The 23,029-nt window shown below is 71.0% G+C and carries 23 protein-coding genes and 4 tRNA genes; 7 read left to right on the plus strand and 20 right to left on the minus strand.

Annotated features, from left to right (window positions below; all coding sequences use genetic code 11):
* Window positions 1-33 precede the first annotated feature (33 nt).
* From DAI20_RS14665 to DAI20_RS14730, 14 genes are all read right to left on the minus strand, one after another.
* Window positions 34-2,289 carry a RelA/SpoT family protein gene (locus DAI20_RS14665; RefSeq protein WP_108252147.1) on the minus strand — a complete coding sequence of 752 codons (2,256 nt, stop codon included), beginning with the start codon at window positions 2,287-2,289 and terminating at the stop codon, window positions 34-36.
* A 73-nt stretch (window positions 2,290-2,362) separates the two neighbouring features.
* Window positions 2,363-2,713 carry a rhodanese-like domain-containing protein gene (locus DAI20_RS14670; RefSeq protein ID WP_240606093.1) on the minus strand — a complete coding sequence of 117 codons (351 nt, stop codon included), beginning with the start codon at window positions 2,711-2,713 and terminating at the stop codon, window positions 2,363-2,365.
* Window positions 2,710-3,717 (minus strand): protein translocase subunit SecF, encoded by a 1,008-nt coding sequence (gene secF, locus DAI20_RS14675; RefSeq protein ID WP_108252149.1) that lies wholly within the window; start codon window positions 3,715-3,717, stop codon window positions 2,710-2,712. The genes DAI20_RS14670 and secF overlap by 4 nt, the downstream gene beginning before the upstream one ends.
* On the minus strand, window positions 3,717-5,534 hold the full coding sequence (secD, locus tag DAI20_RS14680) for a protein translocase subunit SecD (RefSeq protein ID WP_108252152.1): 1,818 nt from the start codon (window positions 5,532-5,534) through the stop codon (window positions 3,717-3,719). Before secD ends, secF begins: the two co-directional genes overlap by 1 nt.
* A gap of 66 nt (window positions 5,535-5,600) precedes the next feature.
* Window positions 5,601-5,993, minus strand: coding sequence for a preprotein translocase subunit YajC (yajC, locus tag DAI20_RS14685; protein ID WP_108252154.1), 393 nt, complete (start codon window positions 5,991-5,993; stop codon window positions 5,601-5,603).
* Between the two features lie 76 nt (window positions 5,994-6,069).
* Entirely contained in the window at window positions 6,070-7,107 is a 1,038-nt protein-coding gene (gene ruvB / locus DAI20_RS14690) for a Holliday junction branch migration DNA helicase RuvB (protein WP_108252156.1), read from the minus strand.
* A complete protein-coding gene (gene ruvA / locus DAI20_RS14695) occupies window positions 7,104-7,721 on the minus strand; it encodes a Holliday junction branch migration protein RuvA (protein WP_108252610.1) in 618 nt (205 codons plus the stop codon). Before ruvA ends, ruvB begins: the two co-directional genes overlap by 4 nt.
* Window positions 7,722-7,873: 152 nt before the next feature.
* Complete coding sequence (gene ruvC, locus DAI20_RS14700) at window positions 7,874-8,473, minus strand: crossover junction endodeoxyribonuclease RuvC (RefSeq protein WP_108252158.1); 600 nt, start codon at window positions 8,471-8,473, stop codon at window positions 7,874-7,876.
* A 13-nt stretch (window positions 8,474-8,486) separates the two neighbouring features.
* Window positions 8,487-9,248 carry a YebC/PmpR family DNA-binding transcriptional regulator gene (locus DAI20_RS14705; protein WP_108252160.1) on the minus strand — a complete coding sequence of 254 codons (762 nt, stop codon included), beginning with the start codon at window positions 9,246-9,248 and terminating at the stop codon, window positions 8,487-8,489.
* Between the two features lie 61 nt (window positions 9,249-9,309).
* Window positions 9,310-9,924 carry a pyridoxal 5'-phosphate synthase glutaminase subunit PdxT gene (gene pdxT / locus DAI20_RS14710; protein ID WP_108252162.1) on the minus strand — a complete coding sequence of 205 codons (615 nt, stop codon included), beginning with the start codon at window positions 9,922-9,924 and terminating at the stop codon, window positions 9,310-9,312.
* On the minus strand, window positions 9,914-10,816 hold the full coding sequence (gene pdxS, locus DAI20_RS14715; protein WP_205781457.1) for a pyridoxal 5'-phosphate synthase lyase subunit PdxS: 903 nt from the start codon (window positions 10,814-10,816) through the stop codon (window positions 9,914-9,916). Before pdxS ends, pdxT begins: the two co-directional genes overlap by 11 nt.
* 29 nt (window positions 10,817-10,845) lie before the next feature.
* Window positions 10,846-11,484, minus strand: a complete 639-nt coding sequence (locus tag DAI20_RS14720; protein ID WP_205781458.1) for an HIT family protein — start codon at window positions 11,482-11,484, stop codon at window positions 10,846-10,848.
* On the minus strand, window positions 11,472-13,493 hold the full coding sequence (gene thrS / locus DAI20_RS14725; protein ID WP_240606118.1) for a threonine--tRNA ligase: 2,022 nt from the start codon (window positions 13,491-13,493) through the stop codon (window positions 11,472-11,474). The genes DAI20_RS14720 and thrS overlap by 13 nt, the downstream gene beginning before the upstream one ends.
* Before the next feature lie 94 nt (window positions 13,494-13,587).
* Window positions 13,588-14,307 (minus strand): LysR family substrate-binding domain-containing protein, encoded by a 720-nt coding sequence (locus DAI20_RS14730; RefSeq protein WP_205781459.1) that lies wholly within the window; start codon window positions 14,305-14,307, stop codon window positions 13,588-13,590.
* 224 nt (window positions 14,308-14,531) lie between these two features.
* Here DAI20_RS14730 and DAI20_RS14735 point away from each other — a divergent pair, with 224 nt between their 5' ends.
* Complete coding sequence (locus DAI20_RS14735) at window positions 14,532-14,933, plus strand: DUF5997 family protein (RefSeq protein WP_108252172.1); 402 nt, start codon at window positions 14,532-14,534, stop codon at window positions 14,931-14,933.
* 272 nt (window positions 14,934-15,205) lie between these two features.
* Here the strand turns inward: DAI20_RS14735 and DAI20_RS14740 are convergent, their stop codons facing one another.
* Both DAI20_RS14740 and DAI20_RS19105 read right to left on the minus strand, forming a co-directional pair.
* Entirely contained in the window at window positions 15,206-16,342 is a 1,137-nt protein-coding gene (locus tag DAI20_RS14740; RefSeq protein WP_240606094.1) for a class I SAM-dependent methyltransferase, read from the minus strand.
* Window positions 16,343-16,769: 427 nt separating this feature from the next.
* Window positions 16,770-16,892 (minus strand): hypothetical protein, encoded by a 123-nt coding sequence (locus tag DAI20_RS19105; protein ID WP_306766479.1) that lies wholly within the window; start codon window positions 16,890-16,892, stop codon window positions 16,770-16,772.
* Between the two features lie 170 nt (window positions 16,893-17,062).
* Here DAI20_RS19105 and DAI20_RS14745 point away from each other — a divergent pair, with 170 nt between their 5' ends.
* Window positions 17,063-17,827 carry a hypothetical protein gene (locus tag DAI20_RS14745; protein ID WP_108252174.1) on the plus strand — a complete coding sequence of 255 codons (765 nt, stop codon included), beginning with the start codon at window positions 17,063-17,065 and terminating at the stop codon, window positions 17,825-17,827.
* 104 nt (window positions 17,828-17,931) lie between these two features.
* Here DAI20_RS14745 and DAI20_RS14750 read toward each other — a convergent pair.
* The 3 genes from DAI20_RS14750 to DAI20_RS14760 form a co-directional block, all read right to left on the minus strand.
* Window positions 17,932-18,003 (minus strand) — tRNA-Val (locus DAI20_RS14750).
* Window positions 18,004-18,032: 29 nt separating this feature from the next.
* Window positions 18,033-18,103: transfer RNA gene (locus DAI20_RS14755), tRNA-Cys, on the minus strand.
* Between the two features lie 51 nt (window positions 18,104-18,154).
* Window positions 18,155-18,226 (minus strand) — tRNA-Gly (locus DAI20_RS14760).
* A 161-nt stretch (window positions 18,227-18,387) separates the two neighbouring features.
* Here DAI20_RS14760 and DAI20_RS14765 point away from each other — a divergent pair.
* From DAI20_RS14765 to DAI20_RS14780, 4 genes are all read left to right on the plus strand, one after another.
* Window positions 18,388-18,463 (plus strand) — tRNA-Val (locus DAI20_RS14765).
* Window positions 18,464-18,710: 247 nt separating this feature from the next.
* Window positions 18,711-19,733, plus strand: coding sequence for an AfsR/SARP family transcriptional regulator (locus DAI20_RS14770; RefSeq protein WP_108252176.1), 1,023 nt, complete (start codon window positions 18,711-18,713; stop codon window positions 19,731-19,733).
* Window positions 19,734-19,889: 156 nt separating this feature from the next.
* A complete protein-coding gene (locus DAI20_RS14775) occupies window positions 19,890-20,570 on the plus strand; it encodes a response regulator transcription factor (protein WP_108252178.1) in 681 nt (226 codons plus the stop codon).
* On the plus strand, window positions 20,563-21,891 hold the full coding sequence (locus DAI20_RS14780) for a sensor histidine kinase (RefSeq protein WP_108252180.1): 1,329 nt from the start codon (window positions 20,563-20,565) through the stop codon (window positions 21,889-21,891). Before DAI20_RS14775 ends, DAI20_RS14780 begins: the two co-directional genes overlap by 8 nt.
* A 91-nt stretch (window positions 21,892-21,982) precedes the next feature.
* Here DAI20_RS14780 and DAI20_RS18595 read toward each other — a convergent pair whose 3' ends face one another.
* Complete coding sequence (locus DAI20_RS18595) at window positions 21,983-22,138, minus strand: hypothetical protein (protein ID WP_159085078.1); 156 nt, start codon at window positions 22,136-22,138, stop codon at window positions 21,983-21,985.
* A gap of 40 nt (window positions 22,139-22,178) precedes the next feature.
* Between DAI20_RS18595 and DAI20_RS14785 the strand changes: the two genes are divergently transcribed.
* Window positions 22,179-22,964, plus strand: coding sequence for an EI24 domain-containing protein (locus DAI20_RS14785; protein WP_205781460.1), 786 nt, complete (start codon window positions 22,179-22,181; stop codon window positions 22,962-22,964).
* The last annotated feature ends 65 nt before the right edge of the window (window positions 22,965-23,029 follow it).

Raw genomic sequence — 23,029 nt, forward strand, 5'->3', positions numbered from 1 at the left:
CAGCACGAGCCCGGGCTCAGCACCACCCGGGGATCAGCCGGCGTTGACGCGGTACACGTCGTACACCGCGTCGATGCGCCGCACGGCGTTCAGCACCCGGTCGAGGTGGGTGGTGTCGCCCATCTCAAAGACGAAGCGGCTGATGGCGAGCCGGTCGCTGGACGTCGACACGCTGGCCGAGAGGATGTTCACGTGGTGCTCGGACAGCACCCGCGTCACGTCCGAGAGCAGGCCCGCCCGGTCGAGCGCCTCGACCTGGATGTGCACCAGGAAGAGGCTCTTCGACGACGGCGCCCACTCGACGTCGATCATCCGCTCCGGCTCCTGCAGGAGCTGCGCGACGTTGTGGCACACCCGCTGGTGCACCGAGACGCCGGACCCGCGGGTCACGAAGCCCACGATCTCGTCGCCCGGCACCGGCGTGCAGCACTTGGCGAGCTTGACGAGGATGTCGGGGGCGCCGCGCACGAGCACGCCGGAGTCGCTGTTGACGGTCGAGCGCGAGCGCTGGGTGACGGGGAGGACGACCTCGTCCTCGTCGTCGTCCGTGTCGCCCTGGATCGACGCGAGCACCTTCTCGATCACGGACTGCGTCGAGATGTGGCCTTCGCCGAGCGCGGCGTACAGAGCGTCGACGTCGGCGTAGCGCATGCCCGAGGCGACCTCGGAGATGACGTCCTGGCTCATCAGCTTCTGCAGCGGCAGGTTCTGCTTGCGCATCGCGCGCGCGATCGCGTCCTTGCCCTGCTCGATGGCCTCGTCGCGGCGCTCCTTGGTGAACCACTGGCGGATCTTGTTCCGCGCCCGGGGGCTCTTGACGAAGGTGAGCCAGTCCTGGCTGGGGCCGCTGTCGGGGTTCTTCGACGTGAACACCTCGACGACGTCGCCGCTGGACAGCGTCGACTCGAGCGGCACCAGGCGCCCGTTGACCTTGGCGCCCATCGTGCGGTGGCCCACGTCGGTGTGCACCGCGTAGGCGAAGTCGACCGGCGTCGCGCCGGCGGGAAGGCCGATGACCTTGCCCTTGGGCGTGAAGACGTAGGTCTCCTTGGCGCCGATCTCGAAGCGCAGCGAGTCGAGGAACTCGCTCGGGTCGGCGGTCTCGGCCTGCCAGTCGGAGATGTGGGCGAGCCAGGCCATCTCGGTGTCCGTCTGCACGGCGGCGCCCGTGCTCTTGCCGCCGTTGACCTGCTCCTTGTACTTCCAGTGCGCCGCGACGCCGAACTCGGCCCTTTGGTGCATCTCGTACGTGCGGATCTGGATCTCGACGGGCCGGCCCTCGGGCCCGATGACCGTCGTGTGCAGCGACTGGTAGAGGTTGAACTTGGGCGTCGCGATGTAGTCCTTGAACCGCCCGGGCACGGGCGTCCAGCGGGCGTGGATGAAGCCGAGCACCGCGTAGCAGTCACGCAGCGAGTCGACGAGCACGCGGATGCCGACGAGGTCGTAGATCTCGTCGAACTCGCGGCCGCGCACGATCATCTTCTGGTAGATCGAGTAGTACTGCTTCGGCCGGCCCACGACCTTGCCGCGGATGCGGGCGGCGCGCAGGTCCTCGTTGACCGCGTCGATGACGTGCTGCACGAACTCCTCGCGCTGCGGGGTGCGGGAGCGCACGAGGCTCTCGATCTCCTCGTAGAGCTTCGGGTAGAGCACGGCGAAGGACAGGTCCTCGAGTTCCCACTTGATCGTCTGGATGCCCAGGCGGTGCGCGAGCGGCGCGTAGATCTCGAGGGTCTCCTTGGCCTTGCGGGCCGCGGACTCCGCGGGCACGAAGCCCCAGGTGCGCGCGTTGTGCAGGCGGTCCGCGAGCTTGACGATCAGCACGCGGATGTCCTTCGACATCGCGACGATCATCTTGCGCACCGTCTCGGCCTGCGCGCTGTCGCCGTACTTGACCTTGTCGAGCTTCGTGACGCCGTCGACGAGCATCGCGATCTCGTCGCCGAAGTCGTGCTGGAGCATGTCCAGCGTGTAGTCGGTGTCCTCGACGGTGTCGTGCAGCAGCGCCGCCGCGATGGTCTTCGGACCGATCCCGAGGTCGGCGAGGATCTGCGCGACCGCGACGGGGTGGGTGATGTACGGCTCGCCGCTGCGGCGCTTCTGGCCGTCGTGGGCCCGCTCCGCCGCGGTGTAGGCGCGCTCGATGAGCGAGAGGTCGGCCTTCGGGTGGTGGGTGCGCACGGTGCGCAGGAGTGTGTCGACAGCACCCGCGGGCTGTGCGCGGGAGAAGAGCCGCGGCACGAGGCGGCGCAGCGACGCCGTCGTGGAGGTCGTCGTCTCGCTCATGGCCGCACCTCCGTCCCGGTTCGTACGCTCAAAAGTAGCACCGCGGAAAGCCATGAACGTCCGATGTTCGCCCTCAGATGACCTGGCCGACCGCGCCGTCGGACGTCAGCACGTCTCCGCCGGCCGCGCGCCACGCCTGCATGCCGCCCGTGACGTTGGTGGCGTCGTAGCCGGCCTGGCGGAGCGCACCCGTGACGGCGGCGGACCGGGCGCCGGAGCGGCAGATCACGAGCACCGGGACGTCGGAGGGCACCTCGTCCACCCGCTCCTGGAGTTGGGACATGGGCAGGAAGTGGGCTGCGGCCGAGTGGCCGGCCTCCCACTCGTCGCTCTCGCGCACGTCGAGCAGCCAGGCGCCGGACGCCATGCGGGCCATCGCCGTGGCCGGGTCGACGCCCGGCACGGAGCCCTGTGCGGCGCTCACGCCGACACCGCCTGGCGCTCGGCCGCCGCCTTGGCGCGGTTCGCGAGCGTGCGCTGGTCGGCCTTCTTCACGGCGTCCTCACCCTCGCGCAGGTGCGCGTAGAGCGGAGCGGCGATGAAGATCGTCGAGTACGTGCCCACCAGGATGCCGATGAACAGCGCGAGCGCGATGTCCCGCAGCGTGCCCGCGCCGAGCAGCACGGCGCCGATGAAGAGGATCGACGCGACCGGCAGGATCGCCACGATCGAGGTATTGATCGAGCGCACGAGGGTCTGGTTCACCGCGAGGTTCACCGACTCGCCGAACGTCCGGCGCGACTCCGTGCCGTCCTCCATGGTGTTCTCGCGGATCTTGTCGAACACCACGACGGTGTCGTACAGGGAGTAGCCGAGGATCGTGAGGAACCCGATGACCGCGGCGGGGGTGATCTCGAAGCCGGTGATGCCGTAGATCCCGGCGGTGAGCACGAGGTCGTGCAGCAGCGCGATGAGCGCGGCGGCCGACATCTTCCAGGTGCGGAAGTAGATGGCCATGACGACGGCCGAGAGCAGGAGGAAGACGACCAGCGCGCGCACGGCCGACTGGGTGATGTCCCCGCCCCACGACGGTCCGATGAAGGACTCCGTGACGTCCTCCGACGGCACGTCGTACGCCTCCGCGAGGGCCTGGCGCACCGCGGCGCTCTGGTCGCCGTCCTCGAGGGTGTCGGTCTGCACGCGGATCGCGTCGTTGCCGACGATCGAGACGCGGGCCGGGACGTCGGTGACGCTGGCGACGGCGTCCGTCGCGAGGCTCTGGTCGGTCGACTCGGCGCCCGCGATCTGGAACTCGGAGCCGCCCGTGAACTCGATGCCGAAGGTGAACCCGCCCCGCAGAACCGGGCCGAGCACGGAGATCGCGATCGCGGCGATCGCGATCAGGTACCAGAGCTTCCGGCGGCCGACGATGTCGAAGGAGCGCCGACCCGTGTAGAGGTCGTTGCCGAAGCGCGTGAAGCTGGCCATCAGGAATCCTTCTCCGACTTGGTGGAGCGGACGCGGCCGGAGGAGACGAGCTCCTCCTCGGCCTTGCGCTCGGCGATGGTGCGGCGGCGTTCCGCCTCCTTGGCGCTCGGGGCGTTCTTGCCCCCGCCGCCCGCCACGGGCGTGCGGAAGGAGGCGCGGCCGCGGTACACGGCGCCGAGTGCGCGGGGGTCGAGGCCGCTGAGGCGGTGGCCCTCGTTGAAGAACCGGGTGTTGGCGAGCAGCTGCAGCATCGGGTGCGTGAAGAGGCACACGACGATGAGGTCGACGATCGTCGTCAGGCCGAGCGTGAACGCGAAGCCCCGGACGTTACCGACGGCGAGGATGAACAGCACGCCCGCGGCGAGGAAGTTCACCGTGTCGGACGCGATGATCGTGCGCAGCGCGCGCTTCCAGCCCGACTCGACAGCGGAGACCAGCCCGCGGCCGTCGCGCAGCTCGTCCTTGATGCGCTCGAAGTAGACGATGAACGAGTCCGCCGTGATGCCGATCGCCACGATCAGACCGGCGACGCCCGCGAGGGAGAGCCGGTACCCCTCGCGCCAGGACATCAGGGTGATGAGCAGGTAGGTGACGATCGCCGCGATCACGAGCGACGCGATGGTCACGGCGGCAAGCGCGCGGTACTGCACGAGCGAGTACAGCACGACGAGCACGAGGCCGATGACACCGGCGAGGAGGCCGCTGACGAGCTGCGCGGAACCGAGGGTCGCGGAAATCAGCTCCGAGCTCTGCACCGTGAAGTTGAACGGCAGCGCGCCGAACTTCAGCTGGTCGGCGAGGGTCTTGGCCGACTCCTGGTCGAAGCTTCCGGTGATGCTCGGCTTGCCGTTCGTGACGGCGCCCTGCGTGACCGGGGCGGAGATGACCTGGCCGTCGAGCACGATGGCGAACTGGTTGCGCGGCGCCTCGAGGGCGACGAGGCGGGTCGAGATGTCGGCGAACTGCTTGGTGCCCTCGCCGTCGAACACGATGTTGACGGCCCAGCGGCCGGTGCTCGCGCCCTGCTGGGTGGTCTCCAGGCCACTCGTCGCGTTCGAGATGCGCTCACCGGAGACGCCGACGGGGCCGAGGAGGTACTTCACCGATCCGTCGGACTCGCAGGTGATAAGGGGCTCGTCCTCGGGGGCGGCGCTGTTGTCGTTGTCCGCGGCCGCACAGTCGTACGCGTCGAAGGCGGCCTGCTGGGCCGGCGTGACCCACGCGAGGTCGCTGCCGTCCGTCGGGCTCGCCGTCGGGGTCGACTCGAGCTCGGGGGCCGGCGTCTCGGCGGGCGCTTCCGCCGCGGGCGCCTCCGCCGCCGGGGTCTCCCCCGCGGGGGCCTCCGCTGCGGGGGTCTCGCCGGCGGGCGCCTCGGCACCCGGGGTCGGCGTCTCGCCCACCGAGGTCGTGCCGGGGGCTCCCGCAATGAGCACCGGACGGAACTCGAGCTTCGCGGACTGCTCGATGCGGTTCAGCGTCTCCTCGTCCGGGCGACCCGGGATGGAGACGACGATGTTCGACCCGCCCTGGGTGTTGATCTCCGCCTCGGAGACGCCGCTCGCGTCGACGCGCTGGCGGATGATGGCCACCGCCTGGGAGAGCTGCTCGGCGGACGGACGCGCCTCCTCGCCGCCCGCGAGCTGCGGCGCGAGGATGATCTGCGTTCCGCCCTCGAGGTCGAGGGCGAGCTTCGGGGTCCAGGAACCATTGGAGAAGATCACGCTCGCCGCGTTACCGGCGACGAGCATGCCGATGATCACGAGGAGCCAGATCAGCGAGCGCCGTGCCTTGCGCACGGGGGTCGACGACTTTGCCAACTACGGACTCAGCTTTCTACGCGCACGCTCCGGGGCCGAAAGCCCCGGAGCGTGCATTGTCGGTGGTTATTCGTCGACCCGCTTGGGACCGTTGCCCGGGGCGTCGGTGTCCGGGCGGGCGATGTCGGTCTCGTCGAGCCGGACGCTCGGGCCGCCGTTGCCGTCGACAACGGTCGCGTCCTCGACGCTCTCCGCAGTCACCGGGTCGACGACGCGGGAGAGGGACTGGCGGTGGAGCCGCACGGTGGAGCCGGGCGACGTCTCGACGACGACGATGTTGTTTTCCTCGTCGATCGAGAGGAGCGTGCCGTACAGGCCGAAGCTGGTCATGACCTCGGCCCCGGGCACCATCTTCTCCTGCAGCTCGAGCAGGTCACGCTGCCGCTTCCGTCCGTTGCGGAACATGAAGAAGATGAGCAGCGCGAGGACCGCGAGCATGATGAGGGTGAACGGATCCATGGATCACGAAGCCTTTCGGAAATTGTGGCTGAGGCGCGTCAGAGAGAGGACTGGGTGTTCCTGAGGCCGCTTGAAATTATAGGTCATCACCGAACAGCCCCTCCTGACCGCGCTGCACCCCGAAGTGGCGCCACCCGGACGGGGTGGCGACGCGGCCGCGGGGCGTGCGGCTCAGGAGGCCGATGCGCACGAGGAACGGCTCGACCACGGACTCGATGGTCTCCGGCTCCTCGCCCACCGAGACGGCGAGCGTGCTGAGGCCGACCGGGCCACCGCCGAAACGGGTCAGGATCGTCTCCATGACCGCGCGGTCCAGCCGGTCGAGGCCGAGCGGGTCGACGTCGTAGAGGTCGAGCGCCGCGTGCACGGATGCGAGGTCGGCGTCCGTGCCGTGCACGAGCGCGTAGTCGCGCACACGGCGCAGCAGCCGGTTCGCGATGCGGGGCGTGCCGCGGCAGCGCCCGGCGATCTCGGCGATCGCGCGCCGGTCAATGCGCAGCTCGAGCAGCGACGCGGCCCGCACGAGCACCTGCTCGAGCTCGGCCTCGTCGTAGAACTCGAGGTGGGCGGTGAAGCCGAAGCGGTCGCGGAGCGGATTGGGCAGCAGGCCGCTGCGGGTGGTCGCGCCCACGAGCGTGAACGGTGCGAGGTCCAGCGGGATGGAGGTTGCGCCCGCGCCCTTGCCCACCATGATGTCGATGCGGAAGTCCTCCATCGCCAGGTAGAGCATCTCCTCGGCGGAGCGGGCCATGCGGTGGATCTCGTCGATGAACAGCACCTCGCCGGGCACCAGGGAGGAGAGCACGGCCGCGAGGTCGCCGGCGTGCTGGATGGCGGGTCCGCTCGACATGCGCAGCGGGCGGCCGCCCTCCTGCGCGACGATCATGGCGAGGGTCGTCTTGCCCAGCCCGGGCGGACCCGCGAGCAGGATGTGGTCGGGCGTGCGGCTCTGCATCTCCGCCGCGCGCAGCAGCAGCTGAAGCTGCCCGCGCACCTTGGTCTGGCCGACGAACTCGGCGAGGGTCTTCGGGCGCAGCGCCCCCTCGAAGGCGAGCTCGGCATCCGACTCGACCTCGGGGTTCGCGACCTCGGGCACGCTGTCGGGGGCGGTCATCGCGACACCCCGCTCGACTGGGCGGGACCGAGCCGGGCGAGCGCGAGGCGGAGCACGGCGGGCACGGACTCGGAGTCGCCGTTCGCCTCGGCGAGCACCTCGTCGACGGCCTGCGCCGCGGCCCGCTCCGACCAACCGAGGCCGACGAGGGCGGCGAGCACGCTCGACTGCACCCCGGCGGGTGCGGCGGCCGCGCGGGACACCGGCGGGCTGGTCACCACGACCTTGCCCGCGAGCTGCAGGATGATGAGCTTGGCCGTCTTCGGGCCGATGCCGGAGACCCGCCGGAACACGGCGTCGTCCTCGGTGGCGACGGCGGACGCGATGGCCGCCGGGTCGAGGGCCGCGAGCACGCCCATGGCGGACTTGGGGCCGACGCCGGTGACGCCGCAGAGCAGGTCGAAGATGTGCAGCTCGTCCTGGCCGGGGAAGCCGAACAGGGAGAGCGAGTCCTCCCGGACGACGAGGGAGGTGAGCAGGGTCGCCTCGTGACCGACCCGGAGGCCGAGTGCGTGGGCGGGCGTCACCTGAACCCCGTAGCCGACCCCGCCGACGTCGAGAACGACCGTCGAGCCGGCGGCGACGAGCACGGTGCCGCGCAGAGAGGAGATCACCGGCACAGCCTAGGAGCAACCCCCGACGTCCCGGCGGTGCCCCGCCGACAGCCGCCAACTCCATCCCCTGAGGTGCCCGAAAAGGACGCGAAATCGCTCGATTGAGGACCGCTTCGGGCACCTCACGGGGTGGGGGGACGGGGTGGAGAGGGTCAGCGGCCCCGTGCGGCTTTCTCCGCGGCGAGCCAGGCGGCCTGCGCGGGGGTGGTGGCACCGGATCCCGCGGCTACCGAGGGGATGCCGCGCCGCCCCGGAGCGGCGACGGAGGGGATGCCGCCCGACCGCCACGCCGCGCAGATGGCGATGGCGAGCGCGTCGGCGGCGTCGGCGGGCTTCGGCGGCTCGAGGAGCCCGAGGATGCGCGCGACCATGGTGCCGACCTGCCGCTTGTCCGCGGACCCGTAGCCGGTCACCGCGGCCTTGACCTCGCTCGGGGTGTGCAGGGCCACGGGGATGCCGCGCCGGGCGGCGCCGTGCAGGGCGACGCCGCTGATCTGGGCCACGCCCATGACCGTGCCGCGGTTCTGCTGCGCGAACACCCGCTCGATCGCCACGGCGGCCGGGCGGTGCTCGTCGAGCAGGCGCTCGATCCCGTCGCCGATCACGAGCAGGCGCTGCTCGAGCGGCATGTCCGCCGTGGTGCGCAGCACGAGCACGTCGACGAGCGTCGCCGTGCGGTTCGGCAGCACGTCGACGACGCCGATGCCGCACCGGGTGAGGCCGGGGTCGATGCCGAGCACGCGGTGCGGCATCGCGGAACCCGCCCTACTCCTCGTCGTCGAGCTGAGCCTGCACGTCCGCGGGGATGTCGAAGTTCGCGTAGACGTTCTGCACGTCGTCGAGGTCCTCGAGGGCGTCGACGAGCTTCAGCACCTTGCGCGCGGTCTCCAGGTCGACCTCGACCTTGAGCGACGGCACGAACTCGATGTCCGCGGAGTCGTAGTCGATGCCCTGCTCCTGCAGCGCTGTGCGCGAGTTCACGAGGGCGGACGGGTCGGTGCGCACCTCGAACAGCTCGCCGTGGTCCAGCACCTCCTCGGCGCCCGCGTCGAGCACGGCCATCAGCACGTCGTCCTCGGACAGGCCGTCGCTGTGCGGGACCGCGATGACGCCCTTGCGGTGGAAGTTGTAGGCGACGCTGCCGGGGTCGGCCATGGTGCCGCCGTTGCGCGTCATGGCGGTGCGAACCTCCGCTGCGGCGCGGTTCTTGTTGTCGGTGAGGCACTCGACGAGCATGGCCACGCCGTTCTGCCCGTAGCCCTCGTACATGATCGTCTGGTAATCGACGACCTCGCCGAGCAGGCCCGCACCGCGCTTGACGGCGCGGTCGATGTTGTCGTTCGGGACGGAGGTCTTCTTGGCCTTCTGGATGGCGTCGACGAGGGTCGGGTTACCCGCGAGGTCCGCGCCGCCGATCTTGGCCGCGACCTCGATGTTCTTGATGAGCTTCGCGAACGACTTCGCACGGCGAGAGTCGATGATCGCCTTCTTGTGCTTGGTCGTCGCCCACTTGGAATGACCGGACATGCGTGTGGTGTCTCCTAACCCGAGAGTCGATTAAGTGTAAAGGACGGCGAACAACGGCCCTCTAGGAGGAGTAGCCGACCCGCCGCACGCGCTCCAGGAAGTACTCGTGGAAGCGGTAGTCGTTGGTGATCTCCGGGTGGAACGAGGTGCCGAGCAGGTTGCCCTGCTCGACCGCCACGACGCGCCCGTCGTCGAGCGTCGACATCGCCGACGCCTTCTCGCCGACCTCGTCGACCACGGGCGCGCGGATGAACACGGCGTGCATGGGCACCTCGCCGAGCTTCGGGACGTCGAGGTCGACCTCGAACGACTCCGTCTGCGGCCCGAACGCGTTGCGGCGCACCGCGATGTCCAGTCCGCCGAGGCTCTGCTGGCCGGCGATCCCGTCCACGATCCGGTCGGACAGCATGATGAGCCCAGCGCACGTGCCGTACACGGGCATCCCGTCGGCGATGGCCTCCTGCAGCGGCTCGGCGACACCGAACGCGCGGGACAGCTTGTCCATCACGCTCGACTCGCCGCCGGGGATCACCAGGCCCGAGATCGCCCGGACGTCCTCGGCGCGGCGCACGGGCACCGCATCGGCGCCCAGGCTCGCGAGCACGCGGATGTGCTCGCGGAAGTCGCCCTGCAGCGCGAGGACGCCGACCGGTGCGCCGGTGCCGCTACCAGCCACGCTCGGCGAGTCGGTGCGGCGCAGGCACGTCGGCCACGTTGATGCCGACCATCGCCTCGCCGAGACCGCGGGAGACCTCCGCGATCACGGAGGGGTCGTCGTAGAACGTGGTGGCCTTGACGACGGCCGCCGCCCGCGCCGCGGGGTTGCCGGACTTGAAGATGCCGGAGCCGACGAACACGCCGTCCGCGCCGAGCTGCATCATCATGGCCGCGTCGGCCGGGGTGGCGACGCCGCCCGCGGTGAACAGCACGACGGGAAGCGCACCGCGCTCGGCCACCTCGGCGACGAGGTCGTACGGCGCCTGCAGCTCCTTCGCGGCGACGTAGAGCTCGTCCTTCGACATCGCGGACAGCGCGGCGATCTCCGACTTGATCTTGCGGATGTGCTTGGTCGCCTCGGAGACGTCGCCGGTGCCGGCCTCGCCCTTCGAGCGGATCATGGCGGCGCCCTCGTTGATGCGGCGCAGCGCCTCGCCCAGGTTGGTGGCACCGCAGACGAAGGGCACGGTGAACTTCCACTTGTCGATGTGGTTCACGTAGTCGGCCGGGCTCAGCACCTCGGACTCGTCGACGTAGTCCACGCCGAGGGTCTGCAGCACCTGCGCCTCGACGAAGTGACCGATGCGGGCCTTCGCCATGACGGGGATGGACACGGTGGCGATGATCTGGTCGATGAGGTCGGGGTCGCTCATGCGTGCGACGCCGCCCTGCGAACGGATGTCGGCCGGCACGCGCTCGAGGGCCATGACGGCGACCGCCCCGGCGTCCTCGGCGATCCGAGCCTGCTCGGCGGTGACGACGTCCATGATGACGCCGCCCTTCAGCATCTCGGCGAGGCCGCGCTTGACGCGGCTCGACCCGAATTCGCCGGAAGTGGGAGAGGTAGACATGGCTTCCATTCTATTTCGTCTGGGGATCGCTATTCGCCGTGAGCCCAGCCGTCGGCGATGCTCTGGCGCACCTCGCCGAGCAGCTGCGGCAGGGCTTTGGTCTTGGCGATGATCGGGAAGAAGTTCGCGTCCTGCGCCCACCGCGGCACGATGTGCTGGTGGAGGTGCGCGGCGACGCCGGCGCCCGCGACGACGCCCTGGTTCATGCCGATGTTGAACCCGTCGTTCCTCGACACCCGACGCAGCACGCGCATCGCCTTCTGGGTGAGCGACGCGATCTCCGCCGCCTCCTCCTCGGTCGCGAGGTCGTAGGTGGCGACGTGCCGGTACGGGCAGACGAGCAGGTGACCGCTGTTGTACGGGAACAGGTTCAGCAGCACGTACGCGTGCGTCCCGCGCGCGACGATGAGCGCCTGCTCGTCGTCCATGGTGGGCGCGACGCAGAACGGGCAGTCGTCCTTCGTCGGCTGCTGACCGTGCTCGATGTAGACCATGCGATGGGGCGTCCACAGCCGCTGGAACTCGTCGGGGACGCCGGCGAGGTGCGTGGGCACCCCGCCGGCGTTCTCGACGGCGATCCCGCCCGCGGCGTCCGCCGCCAAGGCGTGCGCATCCTCGCCGCGGGGCTGCTCCTCGTCGCCGTAGTCCGACATGCTCAGTCGAGCCATGCGGTCTCCACCTGCGCGCGGGTCTCGATGCTCTCGAGGATGCGGCGGACGGCCTCGTCGACCGGCACGCCGTTCTTCTGGCTGCCGTCGCGGAAGCGGAAGCTCACGGTGCCCGCCGCCCGGTCCTCCTCGCCAGCGATGAGCTGGAACGGGATCTTCGCCTTGGTGTGGTTGCGGATCTTCTTCTGCATGCGGTCGTCGGACCGGTCGACCTCCGCGCGCACGCGACCGTCGCGAAGCCGGTCGACGATGCCCTCGAGGTAATCCGCGTACTCGTCCGCCACAGGCACGCCCATGACCTGCACGGGCGAGAGCCACACCGGGAAGGCGCCCGCGTAGTGCTCGGTCAGCACACCCATGAAGCGCTCGATCGAGCCGAACAGGGCGCGGTGGATCATCACCGGGCGCTGCCGGGATCCGTCCGGGGCCGTGTACTCGAGCTCGAAGCGCTCGGGCAGGTTGAAGTCGAGCTGCACCGTGGACATCTGCCAGGTGCGGCCGATGGCGTCCCGTGCCTGCACCGAGATCTTGGGGCCGTAGAACGCGGCCCCGCCCGGGTCGGGCACGAGGTCGAGCCCGGACTCGGCGGCGACCTCGGCGAGGGTGTTGGTCGCCTCCTCCCAGATCGCGTCGTCCCCGACGTACTTCTCCGGGTCCTTCGTCGACAGCTCGAGGTAGAAGTCGGTGAGGCCGTAGTCGCGCAGCAGGTCGAGCACGAAGCGCAGCGTGCGGCTCAGCTCGTCCTTCATCCGCTCGCGCGACGTGAAGATGTGCGCGTCGTCCATGGTGAGGCCGCGCACGCGGGTGAGGCCGTGGATGACGCCGGACTTCTCGTTGCGGTAGACGGTGCCGAACTCGAACAGGCGCAGCGGCAGGTCGCGGTAGGAGCGCGCGCGGGACCGGTAGATGAGGATGTGGAACGGGCAGTTCATGGGCTTCAGGTAGTAGTCCGCGCCCTGCCTGGTCACCTCGCCCTCCTCGTTGCGCGCCTCGTCGAGGTGCATGGGCGGGAACATGCCGTCGGCGTACCAGCCGAGGTGGCCGGACGTCTCGAACAGGTGGGCCTTGGTGATGTGCGGCGAGTAGACGAAGTCGTAGCCCTCGTCCTCGTGGCGGCGCCGCGAGTAGTTCTCCATCTCCCGGCGGATGATGCCGCCCTTGGGATGGAACACCGCGAGGCCGGAGCCGATCTCGTCGGGGAAGGAGAAGAGGTCGAGCTCGCTGCCCAGCCGGCGGTGGTCGCGCTTCAGCGCCTCCTCGACTCGGGCCTGGTACGCGCGCAGCTCGTCCTTCGACGGCCAGGCCGTGCCGTAGATGCGCTGCAGCTGCGGGTTCCTCTCGGATCCGCGCCAGTACGCCGCGGCGACGCGGGTGAGGGCGTAGCCGTTGCCGATCATGCGGGTCGAGGGCACGTGCGGGCCGCGGCAGAGGTCCTGCCAGTACCGCTCCCCCGTCTTCGCGTCCACGTTCTCGTAGATCGTGAGCTCGGCGCCGCCGACCTCGACCGACTCGCCGGAGTCGTCCGGCAGCGCGTCCGGGTCGGTGCTGCCGCCCTTCAGCCCGATGAGCTCGAGCTTGTACGGCTCCGCCGCGAGCTCGCGGCGCGCCTCGTCGTCGCTCACGACGCGGCGCACGAAGCGCTGGCCCTGGCGGATGATGCGATCCATCGCCTTCTCGATCGCCTTGAGGTCCTCGAGGGCGAACGGGGTCGCGACGTCGAAGTCGTAGTAGAAGCCGTCGGTGACGGGCGGGCCGATGCCGAGCTTGGCCTCGGGGTTGATCGACTGCACCGCCTGGGCGAGCACATGCGCGGTCGAGTGGCGCAGGATGTCGAGCCCGTCCTTCGACGAGACGGCGACGGGCGCCACGGTGTCACCGGGGCCGACCTCCGTCGCGAGGTCGCGCAGCTCGCCGTTCACGCGCAGGGCGACGACCGTGCGGTCGGGGAACAGCTCGAAGCCCGTGGTCGTCTCGGTGACCTCGATCGCGTCGTCGCTGCCGGCGGACAAATCGAGATGGTGGGTCACGGATGCTCCTCGCTAGTTGAACCAACCGTCCAACTTTAGCCGCGGCGGAGAGCCCCGCCCGCCCAGCAGGGGCGGGTCAGCCCCGGCCGCCGCCGCCCGGGCGGCCCTTGCGCTGCCGGCGGGCGTTCGCGGCGGCCCGCGCGGACGACGCGGTGGCCCGCTTCGGGGCGGCCTTGGCCTTCTCGGCGCGCGCCTCCTTGGCCTTCGCCTTGGCCTTCGCGGTCCTCTTCACCGGGGCGGAGGGCTCCGCATCCGCCTGCCCGGCGACGCGGGAGCTGCGGGCGGTCCGCCCGCGCACGATCCCCACGAACTCCTCGAGCTCGGGGCGCTCGTCCCCGCTGCGCCAGGCCAGGGCGATCCGGGTGCCCTCCGCGTCGGTCACGGGGCGGTACAGCAGGTCCTTGCGCGCATGCAGCTGGGCGAGCGACTGCGGCAGGATGCGCAGGCCGACGCCGGCGGCGACGAGTTCGATGTCGTCCGCGACCTCCCCGTCGAGCAGGCGCTCGTCGGCGAGGTCCGCGAGGGTCACGCCGTCGAACAGCGACGCCTCGTGGTCGCGGGGAAGCACGACGACGGCCGTCTCCGTCCAGAGCGGGATGAGGGTCAGGCCCTCGTCGTCGATCGGCAACCGCACGAAGCTCATGTCGATCTCGGCGTCGCGGAGGGCGGTCGCCTGCGTCTCGGGCGTCGTGAGCACGATCTCGAGCGGGGTGTCCGGCATCCGCTCAGCCCAGACGCGCGACCACTTGCTCACCGTCACGCCGGGGACGATGCCGACGCGGAGGGTGCCGTCCATGCGCGCGCCCCTTCCCGGCCGCGAGCGCGGACACGGCTCCCAGGATAGGACACCCCGCATCGCCGCCCACCTCGGCGGCCTGCTGGGCGGCCTGCTGGGCGGCGCCGGCGGTCCAGTCGGCGGCCTGCTCCCCGGCGCCGGGCATCCGGTCAGCGGGCATCGGCGAGGCGTGGACCGGCTCGCGTGCGCCCGGGCCCCCTCCTCCCCGCCGTTACGCTTGGCCCATGAGCCCCGAGAAGAAGCCGCAGACCATGAAGCCCTCGTCGGCCGCCAAGAAGCTCGGCATCTACCTGCCCGCCGCTCCGGAGGAGTTCCAGAACACGCCCGTGTCGCGGAGCGAGCTCGACGCGATGCTCGCCCACCCGCCGCAGTGGGTCGTCGACCTGCGGCTCGCGGGGCCGCACCCCCGCGACGTCGTCGCCCGCAAGCTCGGCGTCTCCACGTCCGGCCTGGCCCGCGCCGGCGTCACGGACGCGCTCACGACCGAGGAGATCCGCGGCCTGCTCGCGGCGCCGCCGGAGTGGCTGGTGCGCGAGCGCCAGACGCAGGCGGAGGTGCGCGCGGAGAACCACCGCATCAACGAGCGCGACGCAGCCCGCCGCGCGGCGAACCCCGACCGCAGCTGACCCACCCTCCCGAGGTCGTCGACGCGCAACGCTCCTGCGCCCGCACGATCCCTGAGCCCATGCGGCCCTGGCCCGACGCGCCCCTGACCCCACGCGGCCCTAGCCCCACGCGGCTCTAGCCCCACGCGGCCCTGACCCCACGGTCCCTGAGCCTGTCGAAGGGACGTTCAGACACGCTCCTGCCCAGGCAGAAGAATCCTGCGCAGGTTGAGACTGGGCAGGATCCTTCTGCCTAGGCAGAGGCGCGCCGCCGACGGATCGTCGGGCTCCGGTCAGTGCAGGAGGCGGTAGAACCTGAAGGAGCCGAAGTCGGAGATCGGCAGGATCTCGACGTCCCGAAAGCCCGCCTCCCGCGCGTACCTCCGGAGTGTGGCGGGACGCATCACCGTCCCCGTGGCGGCGGAGCCCGGCGTGGACATGCTGTCCGGCAGGCAGACGAACAGGCTGTAGCCGTACATCAGCCGGTCGACCTCGCTTGCGGGAGAGGCGAACCGCTCGTCGACACCCTCGTCCATGATCACGACGGCGCCGTCCGCGCGGACCACGCGGTGGAGGGCCGTCAGCACCTCGACAGGATGCGGCATGTCGTGTAGCGCCTCGAAGACGAACGCCGCGTCGTACACGTCCTCTCCCTCGAGCAGGGCGGCGTCCGCGATCTCGAAGGAGACCCGATCACCCACTCCCGCCGCCTCCGCGTTGCCGCGTGCGGCCGCGATGGATGGGGCGTCGAGGTCGTACCCGTCGAGTTCCGCCGAAGGGTACGAGCGCGCCAGCGACACCGTCGACCAGCCGGCACCGCAGCCCACATCCGCGATGCGGGCAGCCGGTGCGGTGAGCACCGCCTGCAGCTCCGGAACGCCGGCGAGCGCGCCGGGTAGGGCTCGCTCGAACCAGGGCCGGTTGACGTCCGCCTGCGCCTGCCTCGCGTCGTCGCCGAGCCGGTCCCAGGGCACGCCGCCGCCAGCGCGGTACGCATCGAGGAGCTCGGGCAGCACTTTCGCCGATGCGGCGACCATGCGGGCCAGCGGGGCCGAGAAGAGGAGCGACGACGGGTCTGTGAGCACCTCCGCTGCGGCGGTCGTCAGCCCGTAGCGGCGGCTCGGCGCGTCCTCGTCCTCGCTGGCCGTCAGGAAGCCGGCCGCGGCCTGCTGCTCGAGCCACTCCCGCGCATACCGCTCCGCGGTGACCGTTGCCGCGGCCAGTTCCGCTCCGGTCATCCCGTGCCCCGCCGCGAGGGCTCGGTACCAGCCGAGCCTGTCTCCGAGATAGATGCTCAGCAGCTCGTAGCAGGCCATGGTGGCGCCGGCCACCCTCTCCGCGAGCTCCTCGGCCTCGGACTGCCGTTCGGGCTCCGGTCCGGGGCCCAGTCCGGATTCGGAGGACGGTGCGGGTGTGCTGCTGTCGCTCACGTCGGTCTCCTCGATCGGCCCTGACGGCCTCCTCACGGATGCCGGTCGCGCCACGTCGTGCACGCGCCGTCGCTGTCATGATCCCGCCGCGCTCCCCCGTCCCACAAGGAGGGCGGGTCCGGCGGAGTGATGGGTCGCACTACAGCGGCGCACCCCTGCCCGGGCAGAGCGGATGCGCCCCTGCCCGGGCAGAGCGGATGCGCCACTGCCTAGGCAGAAGGATCGTGCCCAGCTTCAAGCTGCGCAGGAATCCCCTGCCTGGGCAGGAACCGCACAGCACAGGAACCGCACCTGCCTAAGAATCCCCTGCCTGGGCAGGAGCCGGGCACGCGCGCACGCACCGCCCACGCACCGCCGTGCGCAGCAACTGGCTCCAGGCTCCCGGGCAGACCGCGCTACTGCACGCGCGAGGCGGTTCTCGAGGCCCTCAGTCGTCGCTCTCGGCGAGGCGAGCGGTCCGTCCGATGAGAACGGCGAGTGCCATGGCTCCCACGAGCCAGGTCGTGAAGCCGGCCAGTACCGCGGCCACTTCGATTCCGATGATGTTCATGATCGGTTCTTACCGAAGCGCCATGAACCCCGGATGAACGCGGGACCACGTCTCGTCGTCGCTCGACGACCATCCGCCGCGCGGAACCCACCCCACCGCGCGGCAATCGTGATGCAACGGTGACGCCGACCCGTGTCGGGCCGCCAACCCGGAGTCCTACTGTCAGCGCCATGAGCCACCGCACCGCCCTTCCCCCACTGCTCGCCGCGGCGACGGCACTGCTGCTCGCGGGCTGCGCCCCGTTCTTCCCGGACCCGTTCGAGACCGAGACGCCGTCGCCGTCAGCGTCTCCCCCGCCGTCCGCGACCGCCTCTCCCGACCCCACCGCCCCGCCGTCCCCCTCCGCCACGCCCTCGCCGTCCGTGACGCCCTCGCCGACCCCCTCGGACGAGCCGTCGCCGGACCCCTCCTCGGCGCCGAAGCCCGACCTCGACGACATCTTCCTCACCACCGAGGGCCTCGGATCCCTTCGCATCGGTCGCCCTGCGGCGGCCAGCGGCATGGTGGAGTACGACCCCGATCACTGCGACGACGTCGCCGAGGACCCGGCCGACCCCGCGAACGGCCGATGGGTCAGCACCTACGGAAGCGACACGTTCGGCGTCTCCGTGACGGCCGAGGGCGTGGTCCTGTCCATCGGCGTGCGACAGGCCGACCTGCGGACGCCCCGCGACATCGGCGTGGGCTCGACGGTGGACGAGCTGCGCGCCGCGCATCCGGAGGTGACCCAGGTGCCGCTCGCCGAAGGTCTCACGGACGTCTGGGTGCTGCGCGGGCCGTCGGGGCAGACGGTCTTCGAGGTGGCCAACGACACGTCGCCCGGGTACTTCCCGCCCGAGGAGGTCGGCACGGTGGTCACCCTGCGCACCAGCGAGCTCGGATACGGCGAGCGCTCGATCTGGGGGTCGGACGGCGGCGAGGGCAGCTGCCTCTGACGAGCGCCGCAGCGCGTCGCGATGACCCGACGCACGGCTCGACAGCGGCGCGGGAACCACGCGTTAACGGAAGAAGCCCCGGCATGCCGGGGCTTCTTCTCGAGTGAGCGATACTGGGATCGAACCAGCGACCTCTTCCGTGTCAGGGAAGCGCGCTACCGCTGCGCCAATCGCTCATCTGTTATGTTGTCGCCGTAGTCGGGCGAGGTGGAGACGGGATTTGAACCCGCGTGGACGGCTTTGCAGGCCGCTGCCTCGCCTCTCGGCCACTCCACCGTGGTGGTTCTCCACCTGTGAACGGGATCGATCCGAGGATCATTCCCTTCGAGCGGATGACGAGATTCGAACTCGCGACCCTCACCTTGGCAAGGTGATGCGCTACCACTGCGCCACATCCGCATGCCCGCCGTTTTGGCGTGCTCAGGAACTCTAACCGATCGGACCCCCGAGTACCAAAACGAGCCCCCGCGGGTGTGTCGCGGCCGCCCTCGCGGCGGCGCGATGGCGGCGTCGGTGGATTTCGGCGGCGTCAACCTGTGGCATCATGGTCTTCGCAACACGGGCGATTGGCGCAGTTGGTAGCGCGCTTCCTTCACACGGAAGAGGTCATCAGTTCGAGTCTGGTATCGCCCACCACCATCGGACGCCCCGGGAGACCGGGGCGTCCTCCATTTCGGCCCTTCGTCCACGGCCCGCACCCTTCCGAGGTCGGCACGAGCACGGTACCCGTGCGCAGGACGCCGCAGCGCGCCCCCGCCGACACCCCCCACGCGCCCCCCTCCGCGCCCCCCATTTTCGGGACGCACGCCCCCCCATGCAGGTCTTCAATGCCTCTCGGCTCCTCGGCACACTGAACGAGTCCACACCCGAGAGGACCCACCCCATGGCCCACACGCGCTCACCCGAGCAGATCCCCGCCCGTCCCGAACCCCTCATCGTCCGCATCCTCGGCCCCCTGCACGTGCAGAGGGGTTCGGTCGTTCTCGACGCAACGCAGCTCGGGGGCCCGAAGCCCCGCCAGATCCTCGAGATCCTGCTCCTGCGCGTCGGCACGTCCGTCTCGAAGGAGCGGCTCGTCGAACTGATCTGGGAGGGCAACGCGCCCACCGAGGCCATGTCGACCCTGGAGAGCTACGTCAGCGTGCTCCGCCGCCACCTTCAGCCGGGTTGCGGCAAGTCCGGCCCGCTGAAGACGACCAATGGCGGCTACTTCCTCGACCCCACGCTCGTCGATCTCGACCTGAACCGCTTCGACTCCCGGCTGCGGCTCGCGGCGGATGCCGACCCTGCCGTCGCTTTCCCCCTCCTGATGGAGGCCCTCGCCATTGCCGACGCCCCCCTGCTCGGGGACGAGCTGCGGCCCGCCTGGGCAGAGGAGGAGCGCGGTCGCCACGCGGCGAGGGTCGCCACGGCCCGCACGATGGCCGCGGAGGCCGCGATCGAGCTCGGCCGGCCCACCGAGGCCGCGCGGCTCGCGGAGCTCGCCGTGGAGGCCGACCCGCTCTGCGAGAACGCCTGGACGGCACTGCTGCTCGCCCGCCAGGAGGAGGGGCGTCCCGCGGAGGGGCTGCGCGAGTACGAGCGGTGCCGCGGGATCCTCGAGCGCGAGCTCGGCTGCGCCCCCGGCCCGCGCCTGCAGGGCGCCCACGCGCGGCTGCTCCGCGCGACGGCGGGACAGGACGACGGGCTCTCCGAGGTCCTCGCGGCGCTCCTCGTGCTGCACGAGGCCCTCGTCTCATCCGCGCAGGGTGCGACCCCGTCCCCGACGACGCGGGTGCTCGCCACGACGTCGGCCCCGGCCGGAAGCGACACCGGGATGTCGAACGTCCGCGCGATCGACTCGCGTCAGAGCCAGGCGAGCGCGGTCCTCTCCTCGTTCCTCCAGCGGGCCCTGGCAGCGGCCTAGCGGGTCCCCTCCACCTCCTCCGGACGAAGCCGGCGATCGCGCCCCCGGTCGGGGGCGCGATTCCCGCGCCGCATAAACTGACGATTTCTCGACACTTTCCCTGTGCCGCCCTATAATTTCCCCACGTCTCGGGTCTGACTCGGGAGAGGGAGAAACGTGGCCGGAACGAGCGCGCACAGCCGAGATGCTGATGAACGACGTATTTCTGTTCTGGTCATCGACGACCACCGCACCTTCGCCGAGCTGCTGATCCAGGCGCTCAGCCGCGAGGACGACATCACGAGCGTCGGCTGGGCCGGCACCGTGGCGGACGGCACGGCTCAGGCACTCGATCTGCGGCCCGACGTCATCGTGCTCGACTACCACCTGCCGGACGGCACCGGACTGGCCGCCGCCGAGCGGATCTTCAAGGCGGCCCCGGCCACCCGGATCGTGATGCTCACCGGCGCGGCCCCTCGCGAGGCCATGGAGCAGGCCGCCGGCCTCGGCATTTGCGCGTTCCTCCCCAAGGACGGCTCGCTGTCCACGGTCCTCGACGCCATCCGTCACTCCCGCCACGGCGCGTTCTTCGTGCACCCGTCCCTTCTCGTGCAGACGGCACCCACCTCCGCACCGGTGACGGGCCCCGTGCCGATGCTCACCCCGCGGGAGCACGAGGTCCTCCGGCTCATGTCGACGGGTGCCGACGTGCGCACGAGCGCGAACAAGCTGGGGATGTCGACGAACACCTGTCGGGGGCACGTCAAGTCGATCCTCGCCAAGCTCGGCGCGCACAGCCAGCTCGAGGCGGTCGCGAGCGCGACCCGGCTCGGACTGCTCAGCGGTCGTCATGGTTGACCTTCCGCTGCTGCGCCCCGCCACGGGGCCCGCCGCCCTCGGCGGGCCGCGGGAGAGGTCCGAGGTGCGCGACGCCGTGGCGCGGTTCCTCTCGACCGGGCTCATCGTGCTGCTCGTCGTCATCACCCCGCTCGCCTTCTGGATCCGGGCTCAGACCGAGGTGCACGCACTGCATTCAGCCACCCAGATCACCAAGCGACTCGCGGACTACGCGATCTCCCCCCTGACCACGGAGGAGCTGCTGGCCGGCGACGCGGACGCGCTGCTGCGCCTGCGCGCTCGCCTCGAGCCGTGGATGCGGGTGGGCACCATCCACCACATCAAGATCTGGGACGAGAGCGGGCGGGTCGTCTACTCCGACGACGAGTCGCTCATCCGCGAGCGCTTCCCCCTGCCGCTCGGGCGGGAGGTCTTCGCCGTCGGCTGGCCGGGGGACGCCACCCTCGTGCGGGCGTCGTCGATCGGGGACCTGGCGAGCATGGAGTCCGAGGTGGTCCGCGCCTTCGCCCGAATCACCTCCCCCGCCACCGAGCCCCTCCTCCTCGACGTTGCCTACGACAACGACCTCGTGCGCTCGGAGCAGTCGGCTGTGCTCGCGAACATGGCGCCCCCGTTCCTGATCGCCCTGCTCGTCCTCCAGGCGGCCCAGCTGCTCCCCGCCGTCGGGCTCGCCAAGCGGGTGCAGCGCCACCAGCTCGGCCAGCGGCTGCTGCTGCAGCGTGCGATCGAGGCGTCGGATCTGGAACGCCGGCGGATCGCGCGGGACCTTCACGACGACGTGATCCAGGAGCTGTCCGGCCTCGCCTACAGGCTCGACGCGGAGGCCGGCCGAGGTGGGGGGTCCCCCCTGCTCGGCCAGACGCACGCCGCGCTGCAGCGGAACCTCCGCACCCTCCGCGCGGTCACGAGCGAGCTGTACACGCCCGATCTCGCCCAGCTGGGGCTGCGCGAGGCCCTCGACCGGCTCGTCGAGACCATCAGGGAGCAGGGCGTCGCCGTGACCCTCGACGTCCCCGACGACCTCGAGCTCGACGACGAGCAGACCCTGCTGCTGTTCCGGGTGGCCCGCGAGGTGCTCGTCAACGTCGCCAAGCACGCCGAGGCCAGGAACACGCGCATCGATCTGCGCAGGCAGGGCGACGTGGCCGAGCTGACCATCCAGGACGACGGACGCGGCTTCGACGTCGCCGCCGGCTCCCCCGAGGGTCACCTCGGGATGCGGATCCTGCACGACGTCATCAACCAGGCGGGCGGGCAGCTGCAGGTGCACTCCCGGATCGGCCTCGGTACGACGGTCTTCGCGTCGCTTCCGCTGACCTGATCCGCCACGGACACAGGGAAGGTGGCGGCGCCGGCTGTCCGGCACCGCCACCTTCGCGGATCACATCCCCGGCGGGCGGGACGCGCGGGGCTCAGCCCTCGTCGTCGCCCTCGGCCTGGGAGGGCTTGCCCGGGGAGTCGAGCACCACGTGCTGCTCACCCAGGCCCTCGTCCCCCTCGGCCTGCGAGGGCTTGCCCAGCGCGCCATCCTCTTCCGGTGCGTCCGTCTGTGCCTTGTCGTCCGTCATCGCGGCTCCTCCCGTTTTGTGGCAAGCGTACGCTGATGGCGTGCAGCGACAGGTCGGCGGCCCGGCGGCAGTGGTCCGCGAGTTCTTCTCCGGCGTTCGGCTGCTGGGCGCGGGCCTCAGGATGTGGGTCACCGCGCCGCGGCTGATGCTGATCGGCGCGGTCCCTGCCCTGCTCGTCGCGGCCGTGTATCTCGCCGGGCTCGTGCTCCTCGCCGTGAACCTCGACGCCATCGCCACCTGGGCGACGCCGTTTGCAGCCGACTGGCAGGAGCCCTTCCGCTCCGGGATGCGGATCACCACCGCCCTCGCCATCCTCGCCGTCACCGCGCTCCTCGCCGTCTACACGTTCGTGGCCCTCACTCTGCTTGTCGGCGACCCGTTCTACGAGCGCATCTGGCGCGCGGTCGAGAAGCGGCTGGGCGGGATGCCGGACGAGCTCGACCAGCCGTTCTGGCCCTCCGTTCTGCGCGGTGCCGGGGACGCGCTCCGGCTGCTCGCCGCAACCGCGGCGCTCGGCATCCTCCTGTTCGCCGGCGGCTTCATCCCCGTCGTGGGGCAGACCGTCATCCCGGTGCTCGCCGCGCTCGTCGGCGGGTGGTTCCTCGCGGTCGAGCTCACGAGCTTCGCCTTCGAGGCGCGCGGGCTCCGGCTCCGCGAGCGGCGCCGCGTGCTCGGGGCCAACCGGGCGCGGGCGGTCGGCTTCGGCGTCGCCACCTACCTCGTGTTCCTCGTGCCGCTCGGCGCGGTGATCGTGATGCCGGCCGCCGTGGCCGGGGCCACGCTGCTCACGCGCGGCGTGCTCGAGCGGCAGCCCGCCCGCGCCTGACCCCTCCTGCCGTCGGCTCCTGCCGTGGGCCCCTGGCGGAGCCGACACGCACGAGCGCCCGCGCC

Origin of the sequence: Planctomonas deserti, from assembly GCF_003067705.1 — a bacterium.
Classification (GTDB): domain Bacteria; phylum Actinomycetota; class Actinomycetes; order Actinomycetales; family Microbacteriaceae; genus Planctomonas; species Planctomonas deserti.

Excerpts from the sequence above, each read along its gene's own strand:
- DAI20_RS14665 (WP_108252147.1), bottom strand. The coding sequence starts at position 2,289 with ATGAGCGAGACGACGACCTCCACGACGGCGTCGCTGCGCCGCCTCGTG.
- secF (WP_108252149.1), bottom strand. The coding sequence starts at position 3,717 with ATGGCCAGCTTCACGCGCTTCGGCAACGACCTCTACACGGGTCGGCGC.
- yajC (WP_108252154.1), bottom strand. The coding sequence starts at position 5,993 with ATGGATCCGTTCACCCTCATCATGCTCGCGGTCCTCGCGCTGCTCATC.
- ruvB (WP_108252156.1), bottom strand. The coding sequence starts at position 7,107 with ATGACCGCCCCCGACAGCGTGCCCGAGGTCGCGAACCCCGAGGTCGAG.
- ruvC (WP_108252158.1), bottom strand. The coding sequence starts at position 8,473 with ATGCCGCACCGCGTGCTCGGCATCGACCCCGGCCTCACCCGGTGCGGC.
- DAI20_RS14705 (WP_108252160.1), bottom strand. The coding sequence starts at position 9,248 with ATGTCCGGTCATTCCAAGTGGGCGACGACCAAGCACAAGAAGGCGATC.
- pdxS (WP_205781457.1), bottom strand. The coding sequence starts at position 10,816 with ATGTCTACCTCTCCCACTTCCGGCGAATTCGGGTCGAGCCGCGTCAAG.
- DAI20_RS14720 (WP_205781458.1), bottom strand. The coding sequence starts at position 11,484 with ATGGCTCGACTGAGCATGTCGGACTACGGCGACGAGGAGCAGCCCCGC.
- DAI20_RS14730 (WP_205781459.1), bottom strand. The coding sequence starts at position 14,307 with ATGGACGGCACCCTCCGCGTCGGCATCGTCCCCGGCGTGACGGTGAGC.
- DAI20_RS14735 (WP_108252172.1), top strand. The coding sequence starts at position 14,532 with ATGAGCCCCGAGAAGAAGCCGCAGACCATGAAGCCCTCGTCGGCCGCC.
- DAI20_RS19105 (WP_306766479.1), bottom strand. The coding sequence starts at position 16,892 with ATGAACATCATCGGAATCGAAGTGGCCGCGGTACTGGCCGGCTTCACG.
- DAI20_RS14745 (WP_108252174.1), top strand. The coding sequence starts at position 17,063 with ATGAGCCACCGCACCGCCCTTCCCCCACTGCTCGCCGCGGCGACGGCA.
- DAI20_RS14770 (WP_108252176.1), top strand. The coding sequence starts at position 18,711 with ATGGCCCACACGCGCTCACCCGAGCAGATCCCCGCCCGTCCCGAACCC.
- DAI20_RS14780 (WP_108252180.1), top strand. The coding sequence starts at position 20,563 with ATGGTTGACCTTCCGCTGCTGCGCCCCGCCACGGGGCCCGCCGCCCTC.
- DAI20_RS18595 (WP_159085078.1), bottom strand. The coding sequence starts at position 22,138 with ATGACGGACGACAAGGCACAGACGGACGCACCGGAAGAGGATGGCGCG.